Genomic DNA, 12,806 nt, shown 5'->3' with positions numbered 1-12,806 from the left:
GTGATGCTCGCGGTGTGCCGCAACGGTTCGTGCGCCTCCCACACCTCGCGCGACGCGAAGCCGTGGATCCGCTCGGCGTCCTCCCAGGCCGGGAACAGCGCCGGGCTGATCGCCGCGACGGCCTTCAACGGCTGCCGGGAGGCGAGGTCCAGCACGCCGAACCCGCCCATCGACACGCCGAGCGCGGCCTCGAACGGCACCGGCGGGGTCAGGCCCACCCAGTAGTCGTCGCCGCCGTCGACCACCGCGCACCGGAACCGGGCGCCGTGCAGGAACCGCGGCAGCCCGAGGTCCTCCCACCACCGGACGCTGCCTCCGCGGCCGTGCAGCACGAGCACCGCCGGACCGGCCGCACCCATCCACGCGCCCCAGGGCATGGGCTGAACGGGTACGGGTGGCACGTCGGGCACCGCTCCGTCAGGCCCCGTCCAGCCGAGCAGACGGCGGCCGCGCGGGCTCAGCGCGCCGGCGGTCCCGCCCGCCGCGACCAGGCCCGCTCCGCCGAGCAGCAGCGTGCGCCGTGACACCCCCATGAGGAACACGGTACGCACAATGTGCGCCGATCATGACAAGCGTGGACACTCTGACACTGCCAGACCTGCTCCACCGGACCCAGGATTCCGGGATGGAACCGACCGCGTTCGCCGTGTTTCAGCAGCGTAACAGGGGGTTGAACGATGGCAGCTGAGTCCTCCCCGCCCCAGGTCACACAGGACGGTCGCGTCGAACTGAGCGACGTGCGTCCCATCCAGGACAGCAGGTTCTACAACCCCGAGCTCGCGCCCGTGCCGGTCGAGCAGCGCACGTGGAGCACGTACAACTTCTTCGCGCTGTGGATGGGCATGGCGCACAACATCCCCAGCTACACGCTGGCCGCGAGCCTCATCGCGCTGGGCATGGACTGGGTGCAGGCGTTCCTCACGATCACCCTCGGCAACCTGATCGTGCTGGTCCCGATGCTGCTCAACAGCCACGCCGGCACGAAGTACGGCATCCCGTTCCCCGTGTTCGCCCGCGCGTTCTACGGCGTCCGCGGCGCGAACCTCGTCGCGTTGCTGCGGGCCTTCATCGCGTGCGCCTGGTTCGGCATCCAGACGTGGGTCGGCGGCAAGGCGCTGCACGTGATCGTCGGCCGGCTGACCGGTGACGGGTGGACGAAGGCGTCGGCGGTCGCGGGGCAGCCGTGGACGTTGTGGTTGTGCTTCTTCGGCTTCTGGGTCGTGCAGATGCTGGTGATCTGGCGCGGCATGGACGCGATCCGGCGGTTCGAGAACTGGACGGCGCCGCTGGTCAGCGTCGGGTTCCTGGTCCTGCTGGGCTACGTGCTGGTGAAGGCGGGCGGGTTCGGGCCGATCCTGCACCAGGGCAGCAGCCTCGGCTGGGGACCGGAGTTCTGGAAGATCTTCTTCCCCTCGCTGATGGGCATGATCGCGTTCTGGTCGACGCTGTCGCTGAACATGCCGGACTTCACCCGGTTCGGCGGGTCGCAGCGCAAGCAGGTGACCGGGCAGATCCTCGGCCTGCCGACCACGATGTCGTTCATCGCGATCGTGGCGATCCTGACGACGTCCGGCGCGCAGGCGTTGTACGGCGAGGCGATCTGGGACCCGGCCGACCTCGCGTCCCGGTTCGACAGCACGCTGCTCGTGCTCGTCGCGCTGATCTCGCTGGTGCTGGCCACGATCTCGGCCAACCTCGCGGCGAACGTGGTCAGCCCGTCCTACGACTTCTCCAACGCCTTCCCGAAGCGCATCACGTTCGCGGTCGGCGGCCTGATCACCGGTGTCGTCGGCATCCTCATCCAGCCGTGGCGGCTGATCTCGGACCCGAGCATCTACATCTTCGCGTGGCTCGGTTTCTACGGCGGCCTGCTCGCGTCGGTGGCCGGCGTGTTCGTCGCCGGCTACTGGGTGATCAGGAAGACCCGGCTGGAGCTGGAGGACCTCTACCTCGACGGGCGGGGCGCGTACTGGTTCAACGGCGGCTGGAACTGGCGTGCCGTGGTGGCGACGCTCGTGGGCTCGGTGCTCGCGGTCGGCGGCGCGCACGGCGGACCGTTCCCGGCGGACGGGCTGATTCCGTTCCTCAAGCCCCTCTACGACTACAACTGGGTGGTCGGCTTCGTCGCCGGCTTCCTCGTTTTCCTGGCTCTGAAGGACAACTCGGCAAAGGAGACGACCAGGTGAGCAACATCATCCGGGCGGCGCTCGTCCAGCAGAAGTGGACGGGCGACAAGGAGTCGATGATCGCGAACGCGGTCGAGCACATCCGCACCGCCGCGTCCCAGGGCGCACAGGTGCTCTGCCTCCAGGAGCTCTTCTACGGGCCGTACTTCTGCCAGGTGCAGGACGCGGACTTCTACTCCTACACCGAGTCGATCCCGGACGGGCCGACGACGGAGCTGATGAAGGAAGTCGCCGCGCAGAACAACATCGTGCTCATCGTGCCGATGTACGAGGTCGAGCAGCCCGGCGTCTACTACAACACCGCGGCCGTGATCGACGCCGACGGCACCTACCTCGGCAAGTACCGCAAGAACCACATCCCGCAGGTCAAGGGCTTCTGGGAGAAGTTCTACTTCAAGCCGGGCAACCTCGGGTACCCGGTCTTCGACACGGCGGTCGGGCGGATCGGCGTCTACATCTGCTACGAGCGGCACTTCCCCGAGGGCTGGCGGGCATTGGGCCTCGCGGGCGCGAAGATCGTGTTCAACCCGTCCGCCACCAGCAGGTCGCTGAGCGAGTACCTGTGGAAGCTGGAGCAGCCAGCCGCGGCCGTGGCGAACGAGTACTTCGTCGGCGCGATCAACCGGGTGGGCGTGGAACCGTTGGGCGACAACGAGTTCTACGGCCAGACGTACTTCGTGTCGCCGCGCGGGCAGCTCGTGGGCGAGGCGGCGTCCGACACCGAGGAAGAGCTCGTGGTGCGCGACCTCGACCTGGACCTGCTGACCGAGGTCCGTGACACGTGGGCGTTCTACCGCGACCGCCGCCCCGACACCTACGAGGGCCTGGTGACGCCGTGAGCACCCTCATCAAGAACGGCCTCGTCGTCAACGCGACCGGCTCGCACGCCGCCGACGTGCTGATCGAGGGCGAGCACGTCGCCGCGCTCGTCACGCCGGGGTTCGACCTCCAGGCCGACGAGGTCGTCGACGCGGCCGGCAAGTACGTGATCCCCGGCGGCATCGACGTGCACACGCACATGGAGATGCCGTTCGGCGGCACGCAGTCCGCGGACACGTTCGAGACCGGCACGACCGCGGCGGCGTGGGGCGGCACCACCACGATCGTCGACTTCGCCGTGCAGCCCAAGGGCAGCTCGCTGCTGTCCACTCTGGACAAGTGGCACTCCAAGGCCGACGGCAACTGCGCGGTCGACTACGGCTTCCACATGATCATCTCCGACGTGAACGACCAGTCGCTCAAGGAGATGGAGTCCTGCATCGCGGCCGGCGTCAACAGCTTCAAGATGTTCATGGCCTACCCCGGCGTCTTCTACGCGACCGACGGCGAGATCCTGCGCGCCATGCAGAAGGCGCGCGAGACCGGTGCCACGATCATGATGCACGCGGAGAACGGCATCGCGATCGACCAGCTCGTCGCGCAGGCGCTGGCCAACGGCCTGGGCGACCCGGTGCAGCACGGCCTGACCCGTCCGCCGGAGCTGGAGGGCGAGGCCACGTCACGGGCCATCCAGCTGGCGCGCGTCACCGGCTCGCCGCTGTACATCGTGCACCTGTCGGCAGCGCAGGCACTGGACGCCGTGACGGCCGCACGGGACACGGGCCAGAACGTGTTCGCCGAGACGTGCCCGCAGTACCTGTACCTGTCGCTGGACGACTTGGCGCTGCCGGGCTTCGAGGGCGCGAAGTACGTGGCGTCACCGCCGTTGCGCCCCAAGGAGCACCAGTCGTCGCTGTGGCGGGGCCTGCGGACGAACGACCTGTCCGTCGTGAGCACCGACCACTGCCCGTTCTGCTTCAAGGACCAGAAGCAGCTCGGCGTCGGCGACTTCTCCAAGATCCCCAACGGCATGCCCGGCGTCGAGCACCGCGTCGACCTGCTGCACCAGGGCGTGGTGAAGGGCGAGATCACCCGCGAACGCTGGGTCGAGATCGTCTCCACCACCCCGGCGCGGATGTTCGGCATGTACCCGCGCAAGGGCGTGCTCGCACCGGGCGCGGACGCGGACGTCGTGGTCTACGACCCCGCGGCCACGCAGACGATCTCGTCGGAGACCCACCACATGGCCGTGGACTACTCGGCCTACGAGGGCTTCGAGGTCACCGGCCGCGTCGACACCGTGTTCTCCCGCGGCCGCAAGGTGATCGCCGACGGCGCCTACCACGGCTCGACGGGTCACGGCCGGTTCGTGTCGCGCGACCTCAACCAGTACCTCGTCTGAGAGAAAGGGTGTGACGCCGTGGACTTCGGTGTGGTGCTGCAGACAGACCCGCCGGCGCGGGACGTGGTGGAGGGCCTCCGCGCGGCCGAGGACTGCGGCTTCCGCTACGGCTGGACGTTCGACTCCTGCGTGCTGTGGCAGGAGCCGTTCGTCATCTACTCGCAGGTGCTGGCCGCCACCCGCGACCTCGTCGTGGGCCCGATGGTCACCAACCCGTCGACCCGCGACTGGTCGGTGACGGCCTCGCTGTTCGCGACGCTGAACGACATGTTCGGCAACCGCACGGTCTGCGGCATCGGCCGGGGCGACTCGGCCCGCCGCGTGATCGGCCAGAAGCCGGCGTCGCTCGCGACGCTGGGCGACGCGATGCACGTGATCAAGGAGCTGGCGGAGGGGCGTGAGGCCGAGCACCACGGCACGCCCGTGCGGATCCCGTGGGTGCGCGACGGGAAGCTCGAGATCTGGATGGCCGCGTACGGGCCTCGCGCGTTGAAGATGGTCGGCGAACAGGCCGACGGCTTCATCCTCCAGACCGCCGACCCGGACATCGCCCGCTGGACCATCGGATCCGTGCGCGAGGCGGCGGCCGCCGCGGGACGTGACCCGTCGGCGATCACGATGTGCGTGGCGGCACCGGCCTACGTCGGGACGGATCTGGAACACCAGCGCGACCAGCTGCGGTGGTTCGGCGGCATGGTCGGCAACCACGTCGCGGACCTCGTGGCCCGGTACGGCGACTCGGGTGTGGTGCCCAAGGCGCTGACCGACTACATCAAGGACCGCGAGGGCTACGACTACGCCCACCACGGCAAGGCGGGCAACCGGTCGACCGACTTCGTGCCGGACGCGATCGTCGACCGCTTCTGCCTGGTCGGCCCGGAGTCGGCGCACGTCGACCGGTTGCAGGAGCTGAAGGAGATCGGTGTCGACAACTTCGCGCTGTACCTGATGCACGACGAGAAGGACAAGACGCGCGACGCCTACGGCTCGGCGGTGATCCCGGCCGTCTAACCTCGGTGCTGTGCCTGACGACCTGCCCGCCGTGTCGAACTCGTTCGACGGCACGTCCGGGCAGGTCTTCCAGATCGGTGTCGTGCAAGGCGATGTGCACCTCGGCGCCTCCCGTCCCTCCCCCCTGCCGCTGCGGGTCGGCGTGGTGCCACCGCGTGCCGCGTCGTTCCGGCACCGCGCGGTGCCCGTCGCCGACCGGGCGCTGCTGATCGGGCTGGGCGGCGTCGGCAAGACCCAGCTCGCGGCCGAGCACGCCAGGAGCCTCTGGGACGCCGGGGAGATCCGGCTGCTGGTGTGGGTGACGGCGACCTCGCGCGACGCGATCCTGTCGGGCTACGCGGACGCCGCCACGAAACTCGCGGGGGTGGAGCAGGACGCGCAGGCGTTCCTGGAACGACTCGGCACCACCTCGGAACCGTGGCTGGTCGTGCTCGACGACGTGCAGAAACCGTCCGACCTCACCGGGTTGTGGCCTCCCGACTCCGGCCGGGTCGTCGTGACCACCCGCCGCCAGGACGCGTCACTGCGCGGCGAACGCCTGCTCGTGGACGTGTTCACGCCGGAAGACGCAGGCGCGTACCTGTCGTCCGTGGTCGGTCCGGACGACGACGCCGCTGTGCTGGCTGAGGAGCTCGGGTACCTGCCGTTGGCCCTGGCGCAGGCGGGCGCCTACGTCCTCGACCGGCACCTCTCGTGCGCCGAGTACCTGGCGCGGTTCTCCGAACGCCGCCTGGAGCTGATGGCGCCGGACGAGCTCCCCGACGACCACCGTGCGACCGTCGCGGCGACGTGGGCGTTGTCGGTGGAGCACGCCGACTCGCTGGCGCCCCGAGGCGTCGCACGGCCGCTGCTCGACATCGCGAGTGCCCTGGACCCCAACGGGATCCCGGTCGACGTGTTCACCTCACCGGCCGTGCTGGAGTTCCTGGGCGTGGACGCCTCCGACGCGCGGGACGGGCTGAGCTGCCTGCACCGGCTCAGTCTGGTCGCGCTGGGACAGGACGTCCGGGTGCACGCGTTGGTGCAGCGCGCCACCCGTGACGCGTGGGCGGATCCGGCGACCGTCGTGCGCGTCGCCGCCGACGCCCTGGTCGAGGTGTGGCCGGCTGGACGGAGACGAGTCCTGCGCTCGAACGCCGAGGCACTGCGCGCGGCGGGCGACCGCTGGCTGTGGCGGGAAGGCTGCCACCCGCTGCTGTTCCGCTGGGGCATCGACGTCGGCACGTCCACGACCGAAAGCGTCGTGGAGTTCTTCGAGGAGCTCAGCGGGACCTGCTCCGCCCGGCTCGGCGCCGAGCACGCCGACGCGTTGAGGGCGCGCGGCCTGCTCATCCAGTGCCGCAGCGAGATCCCCGACCCGGTCGCGGCCGCGGCCGAGTACCGGCAGCTGCTGGAGGTCCAGTCGCGCGTCCTGGGTCCCGGCCACGTGGACACCCTGTTCACCAGGAGAAGCCTCATCATGTGCCGGGCGAGGGCGGACGAGCAGGTCACCGGGGCGCTCCGCGACCTGCTCGCCGACCAGGTGCGGGCGCTCGGTGCCGACCACCCCCAGACCCTCACCACCCGGAACAACATCGCGTTCGTGCTGACCAAGGCGGGCGACCTGCGGCGCGCCACCGCCGTGGCCGAGGCGCTGGTGGCCGACTCGCTGCGGGTGCTCGGTCCCGACGACCTCTCGACGATGGTGAGGCGCCAGAGCCTCGCCGACCTGCGGGGCGAGGCGGGCGACCTGACCAGGGCCGTCGCCGACATCCGGCGCCTGCTGGAGGACCAGGTCCGGGTGCTCGGCCCGGACCACCCGCGCACCTGGGCGAGCCGCGGGAACCTCGTCCACTGGCTGCACGAGGCCGGGGACGTGGCCGAGGCGGCGGCGGAGTGCCGGACGTTGTTGCAGGACCAGGTGAGAGTGCTCGGTGCTCGCCACCCGGAGGTGCGCAAGACGCGCGAGTCGTTCCTCTACCTCACCGCACAGGGCGGGTCTGGCCGTCCCACTCCGCGGTGAGCGCGGGCAGCAGCTCGGCCAGCTGCACCGGGTACACCGTGTCCTCAGTGGACTCCAGCTCCTCCGCCGTCCACCACCGGAACGCGGAGATGCTGTGCTCCTCCACGTCGTTGAACCCGGACGTGTCGACGTCGAACGCGTCGACCGAGGCGTAGAAGAACCACTCCTCCGCGTCGAACGTCTGGCCGGCGAAGCTGAACACCGCGCGGCGCCGCCAGATCGGGCCGACCAGCTGCTCCGGCGCGAGCTTCACGCCGGTCTCCTCGAACGCCTCGCGCAGCGCCGTGTCCCGCAGCTCCTCGCCGTCCTCGACGCCGCCGCCGACGGTGAACCAGAACAGCTCCTGCGGCCGGGCCGGGTCGAAGCCCTGGAACAGCAGCACCCGGCCTTCCGCGTCCACCAGCACCACGCGGGCCGACGGGCGGGGCGTGAGCATCACGGCGTCGGACGGGGCGGCGGGCTCGGCGATCTCGAAGTACGACGGCTGCGGCGCGGTGCCGGACAGGCGCAGCCAGCGCACGATCCGGCGGCGGCGCTGGAGCAACGTGTCGCGCACGGCGTCGTTGTGGACGCGGCGGGCGAGCACCACGCGTTCCTCGGCGTCGGCCAGCTCCGCCGCGAGGGCGGGGGCCAGCGCCGACCTGTCCAGCGCGCCCAGCAGGCCGGAGAGCTCGTTCTCGGCCGACTCGCGTTCGGCACGCGTCGCGGACTCGGCGCGGGACGCCGCCGCGGACAGAGCGGGGTCCAGGAGCGCGCGCACCACGACGGCGCGGCGGGCCAGTGCGGCGTCGAGGGCGGCCCAGGCGGCGTCGGTGCGGACGTGCAGGCGGTCGAGGCGGTTCGCGATGGCCAGGATCCAGGCGGCCAGCAGCAGGGCGACGACCACGACGACGAGGACCGCGGTCATGCCTTGCCCACCCGGCGCGGGTCGGCGGCGATGGCGGTCTCGTAGACGCGCAGCACCTGCGAGGCGACGACGGACCAGTCGAAGGCCTGCACCCGTTGCGACCCGACGCTCACGTACTCGGCGCGCGACGCGGAGTCGCGCAGCACCGAGCGCAGCGCCTCGGCCAGGGCCGGCGCGTCGCCGACCGGGAACAGCACGCCCGCCTTGCCGTCGTCGAGCACGCGGCGGAAGGCGTCGATGTCCGACGCGACCACGGCGGTGCCGGCGGACATGGCCTCGGTCAGGATGATGCCGAACGACTCGCCGCCGGTGTTCGGCGCCACGTAGACGTCCAGCGAGCGCAGCATCCTGGCCTTCTCGACGTCGTCGACCTGCCCGAGCAGGTCCACGCGGCCGGCGTGCGGCCCGTCGAACGACGCCTCGCCGCGGCCGACGACCAGCAGGCGCAGGTCCGGGAACTCGTCGGCGACCAGCCCGAACGCCTCCCACAGGATCGGCATGCCCTTGCGCGGCTCGTCGTAGCGGCCGACGAAGCCGATCGTGCCGCCCGGCCGCGGGTAGCCGTCCAAAGTGGACGCGGAGGCGAAGAAGTCGACGTCGACGCCGTTCGGGATCTCCACCGCGTCGCCGCCGAGGTGCTCGACCTGGACGCGGCGGGCCAGCGCGGAGACGGCGATGCGGGCGGTGACCTTCTCCAGGAACGGCTGCAGCACGGGCTGGAACGCCGAGAGCATCTTCGAGCGCGGCGTCGAGGTGTGGAAGGTGGCGACGATCGGGCCGTCGGCGACCATCAGCGCCAGGAAGGACAGCGACGGCGCCGTGGGTTCGTGCAGGTGCAGGACGTCGAACGAGTGCTCGTCGATCCACCGCCGGACCCGCGCGTAGGAGACGGGTCCGAACGAAAGGCGCGCCACCGAGCCGTTGTACGGGATGCCGACCGCGCGGCCGGCGGACGTGACGAAGGACGGCAGCGTCCGGTCGTCGTCGGCGGGCGCGAGGACGTTCACCTCGTGGCCCAGCGAGACCAGGGCGCGCGCGAGGTCCACGACGTGGGCCTGCACACCGCCCGGCACGTCGAAGGAGTACGGGCAGACGATCCCGATCTTCACCGCGCGAGTCTCCTGGCGAGGGCCGCGCGGCGGCCCTCCGGCAGGTCGGCCAGCCAGAGCTTCTGGAGCATGTGCCAGTCGGCGGGGTGCGCGGCGATGTCGGCGGCGAACACGTCCGCGACGGCCTGCGTGGCGGCCTGGACGGTGCTCACCTTGATCGGCGGGTGGATGCGGAAGTGCCAGCCGTCCTCGGTGAACCAGCAGCCGACCGGCAGCAGCGCGGCCCCGGTCGTGGACGCGAGGTGCGCGGGACCGGCGGGCATCAGGGTCTGCTCGCCGAAGAACGTGACGGGCACGCCGGACGACGTGAGGTCGCGGTCGGCCAGCAGGCACACGACCTTGCCGGCCCGCAGCCGCTCGGCCAGGACAGTCGCGGGTGGACGGTCGCCGCCGTTGAGCGGCAGCACCTCGAAGCCGAGGGTCTCGCGGAACTCGACGAACTTCCGGTACAGCGACTCGGGCTTGAGGCGTTCGGCGACCGTCGTGAACGTGCCGGAGTGGCCCACCAGCCAGACGCCGGCCATGTCCCAGTTGCCGCTGTGCGGCAGCGCGACGACCGCGCCCGTGCCGTTCGCGAGCGCCGCGTCGAGGTTCTCCATGCCCGACACCTGCGAGTCGCACTTCTCATAGGCGGCCTTGAGGTCCGTCGACGGCAGGCGGAACGCCTCGCACCAGTACCGCGCGTACGACCGCAGCGAGTCGCGCACCAGTTCGTCGAGCTCTTCCTCACCGGCCTGGGGCACGACGCGGCGCAGGTTCGCGCGCAGCTGCCGCACACCCGCGCCACCGCGCTTGGCCGCGTAGTCGGCCCCGGCCCGGAACAGCCCGCGCGCCCACGACTCGGGCAGCAGGCGGATCAGCCGCCACCCGGCGCTGTACCCGAGCGTCGCGAGGTTCACGCGGCCTCCCGCGCCGACTTCGCCACCGCGAGGATCCGTTGCAGCACCGTCACCACCGTCATGACCGCGAGGAGCCACAGCGCGACGTCGAGCAGGTGCGGCACGCCCAGCCCCTGCACCCCGGCCCCGACGAGCGCGACGATGAACCGCTCTGCCCGCTCGGCCAGTCCCCCGTCCGCGCTCAGCCCGGACGCCTCGGCCCGCGCCTTCACGTAGGAGATGACCTGCGAGGCCACCAGGCAGACGAACCCGGCCACCGCGGTCCACCGGTTGCCGGTGTCGAACGCGTACCAGGTGAGCGCCGCGAACAGCGCCCCGTCCGCGATCCGGTCGCAGGTGGCGTCGAGCACGGCACCGAACTTCGTCGGCCCCTGCGCGCGGGCCATCGCCCCGTCGATGAGGTCGAGCAGCACGAAGAACGTCACCAGCGCACTGCCGACGAACAGCTGCCCGCGCGGGATGAACCACAGCGCGCTGGCCACGGCACCGACCGTGCCGGCGACGGTGACGGCGTTGGGGCTGAGGCCACGCGCCAGCAGCCACGCCCCGATCGGATCGGTGACGCGCGAGACGGACGCGCGAGCGAAGATGTTCAGCATGGCGTGTCGCAGCCTAGCTGGACTGCTGAAACGCACTCCTCGCGGGTGAGCCGGGACCGCCCGCCCTCCCCCTCCCGCCGGACTACCCGAGGCGCCGGTGGTCCTCGGCGATCCGCTTCAGCAGCGCCTGCAGCTCCTCCCCCCGCACCGCCATCCGCTCCAGCCGCCCGAACAGCGCCAGGTACTCGCGCACGTCCAGCGGGTCGGTGATGGTGGCGTTGCCGGTGAGCACGCTGACCGTCACCACGCGCTCGTCGTAGATGTGGAAACCGTGCAGCGCCACCACGTTCGCGTCCGCCGACCACGGCACGACGCCGAGGCGCACGTTCGGCCTGCGCTGGATCGCGGCCAGGTGCTCGACCTGCTCCGCCATCTGCTCGGGCGAGCCCATCCGCCAGCGCAGGGCGCTCTCGGACAGCACGAACACGAACTGCTTGGCCAGGTCGTCCATCCGGGACCGGCGCACGCGCAACGCGGACACCGCCGCCTCCTGCTCCGACGGCGGCATCGTCCCCAGCACGATCCGCAGGTAGGCCTCGGACTGCAACAGCGAGGGCACCAGGTTGACCTGGAAGAACCTCGACGTCGCGGCCCGCGCCTCCACGCGGCTGATCGTCTGCTGGTGGCGGTGCGCCCCTCGGTGCAGCACGACGCGACGGGTCTCCGCCTCGGCGTGCAGCGATCTGGCGAGTTCGACCAGTTCGATGCGCGTCTCCCGCGCGGCGGCCAGTTCCGCCACGAGGCGCTCCACGTCCGCCACGGACGGGAGCAGCATGCCGTTCTCGATCTTCGACAGCTTGGACTGGCTCATCCCGGTGGCACGGGCGGTGGCCGTGCCGGTCATCTTCGCCTCGGTGCGCAACCGGCGTAGTTCACGCGAAAGCCGTTCTCTCGCTAATCGCGAACGCTCAGGTGCGGTCATGGTTCGCACCGTATCCATTCACACTCGGCGAGACGATCGGCCATAGGCGGGGACTTGACTCGCAGTGGGCACCTCCAGGTGGGTGATCTCACCTACCTGGAATCGCTTTGTGCTGGCGTTACGTCTCGATCCGGCCCGCAAATGCACCCGAAAGACGTAACCGAAAACCTATTCCTGGCCACGTGGAAACGACGTTGATTGTCCACGCCGGACAAAGTGCGCGCTTTTTGTCACTCTTTTGTCCAACAATTCACGTGGCCCCAATCACGCGAGGACCGGCTAAACGTTGTGTTTAGCCGGTCCTCGGGTGTGAGCGCCAGTAAATCCGCGCGGTCAGCCGGCCGCCTTCCAGCCGTCGGCGAGCAGCTGCCGGGTCTCGCCCAGCAGCTGCGGCAGGACCTTGGTGTGCCCGATGACGGGCATGAAGTTCGCGTCCCCGCCCCACCGCGGCACGACGTGCTGGTGCAGGTGCGCGGCGATGCCCGCGCCCGCGACCCCGCCCATGTTCATGCCGATGTTGAAGCCCTGGGCGCCCGAGGCGGCCCGCAGTGCGGTCATCGCCAGCTTGGTGTGCCCGGCCAGTTCCGCGGTCTCCGCCGGATCCAGTTCCGTGTAGTCGGCCACGTGCCGGTAGGGGCAGACCATGAGGTGGCCGGAGTTGTACGGGTAGAGGTTCAGCACCGTGAACACGCAGGTGCCGCGCGCCACGATCAGCGTGTCGGCGTCGGCCAGCTTCGGGGCGCGGCAGAACGGGCACTCCTCGGGACTGTCGCCGGTGGCCCGGTTCTCGCCCTTGAGGTAGGCCATGCGGTGCGGCATCCACAGCCGCCGGAACCCGTCGGGCTGGCCGGCCCCGTCCTGCTCCAACGGCTCCTCCACTACCGGATCAGACATGGTTGCAGCTTAGGGCTCGCGGGCGGCGGCAGGCGCCCCAGCCGACAGGGCCAAGG

Annotated in this window: 11 protein-coding genes and 1 pseudogene; 5 read left to right on the top strand and 7 right to left on the bottom strand. The window is 70.7% G+C overall.

From position 1 onward, the window contains the following. Positions 1 to 533 (bottom strand): annotated as a pseudogene (locus tag VF330_RS10405) (hypothetical protein); the annotation flags it as partial. A 144-nt stretch (positions 534 to 677) separates the two neighbouring features. Between VF330_RS10405 and VF330_RS10400 the strand changes: the two are divergent. The 5 genes from VF330_RS10400 to VF330_RS10380 are packed head-to-tail and all read left to right on the top strand — an operon-like array spanning position 678 to position 7,420. Next, positions 678 to 2,186 (top strand): NCS1 family nucleobase:cation symporter-1, encoded by a 1,509-nt coding sequence (locus VF330_RS10400; protein ID WP_330851320.1) that lies wholly within the window; start codon positions 678 to 680, stop codon positions 2,184 to 2,186. Further along, a complete protein-coding gene (locus VF330_RS10395; protein ID WP_330851319.1) occupies positions 2,183 to 3,025 on the top strand; it encodes a nitrilase-related carbon-nitrogen hydrolase in 843 nt (280 codons plus the stop codon). The genes VF330_RS10400 and VF330_RS10395 overlap by 4 nt, the downstream gene beginning before the upstream one ends. Then, positions 3,022 to 4,407 carry a dihydropyrimidinase gene (hydA, locus tag VF330_RS10390; protein ID WP_330851318.1) on the top strand — a complete coding sequence of 462 codons (1,386 nt, stop codon included), beginning with the start codon at positions 3,022 to 3,024 and terminating at the stop codon, positions 4,405 to 4,407. Before VF330_RS10395 ends, hydA begins: the two co-directional genes overlap by 4 nt. Positions 4,408 to 4,425: 18 nt before the next feature. Then, on the top strand, positions 4,426 to 5,418 hold the full coding sequence (locus VF330_RS10385; protein ID WP_330851317.1) for a TIGR03842 family LLM class F420-dependent oxidoreductase: 993 nt from the start codon (positions 4,426 to 4,428) through the stop codon (positions 5,416 to 5,418). Positions 5,419 to 5,428: 10 nt separating this feature from the next. After that, the gene (locus tag VF330_RS10380) at positions 5,429 to 7,420 is read left to right on the top strand and encodes a tetratricopeptide repeat protein (protein WP_330851316.1); all 1,992 of its coding nucleotides are present in this window, start codon (positions 5,429 to 5,431) and stop codon (positions 7,418 to 7,420) included. Here VF330_RS10380 and VF330_RS10375 read toward each other — a convergent pair. From VF330_RS10375 to VF330_RS10350, 6 genes are all read right to left on the bottom strand, one after another. Continuing rightward, a complete protein-coding gene (locus tag VF330_RS10375; RefSeq protein ID WP_330851315.1) occupies positions 7,380 to 8,327 on the bottom strand; it encodes an NUDIX hydrolase in 948 nt (315 codons plus the stop codon). The genes VF330_RS10380 and VF330_RS10375 overlap by 41 nt on opposite strands. Then, entirely contained in the window at positions 8,324 to 9,436 is a 1,113-nt protein-coding gene (locus VF330_RS10370; protein WP_330851314.1) for a glycosyltransferase family 4 protein, read from the bottom strand. Before VF330_RS10370 ends, VF330_RS10375 begins: the two co-directional genes overlap by 4 nt. Continuing rightward, positions 9,433 to 10,335, bottom strand: coding sequence for a phosphatidylinositol mannoside acyltransferase (locus tag VF330_RS10365; protein ID WP_330851313.1), 903 nt, complete (start codon positions 10,333 to 10,335; stop codon positions 9,433 to 9,435). Before VF330_RS10365 ends, VF330_RS10370 begins: the two co-directional genes overlap by 4 nt. Continuing rightward, a complete protein-coding gene (pgsA, locus tag VF330_RS10360; RefSeq protein WP_330851312.1) occupies positions 10,332 to 10,934 on the bottom strand; it encodes a phosphatidylinositol phosphate synthase in 603 nt (200 codons plus the stop codon). The genes VF330_RS10365 and pgsA overlap by 4 nt, the downstream gene beginning before the upstream one ends. Positions 10,935 to 11,016: 82 nt before the next feature. Beyond that, positions 11,017 to 11,856 (bottom strand): helix-turn-helix transcriptional regulator, encoded by an 840-nt coding sequence (locus VF330_RS10355; protein ID WP_330851311.1) that lies wholly within the window; start codon positions 11,854 to 11,856, stop codon positions 11,017 to 11,019. 333 nt (positions 11,857 to 12,189) lie between these two features. Beyond that, positions 12,190 to 12,750 carry an HIT domain-containing protein gene (locus tag VF330_RS10350; RefSeq protein ID WP_330851310.1) on the bottom strand — a complete coding sequence of 187 codons (561 nt, stop codon included), beginning with the start codon at positions 12,748 to 12,750 and terminating at the stop codon, positions 12,190 to 12,192. Positions 12,751 to 12,806 lie beyond the last annotated feature (56 nt).

The organism is Lentzea sp. (genome assembly GCF_036380075.1).
Classification (GTDB): domain Bacteria; phylum Actinomycetota; class Actinomycetes; order Mycobacteriales; family Pseudonocardiaceae; genus Lentzea.
This window is presented reverse-complemented; position numbering and strand designations above follow the sequence as displayed.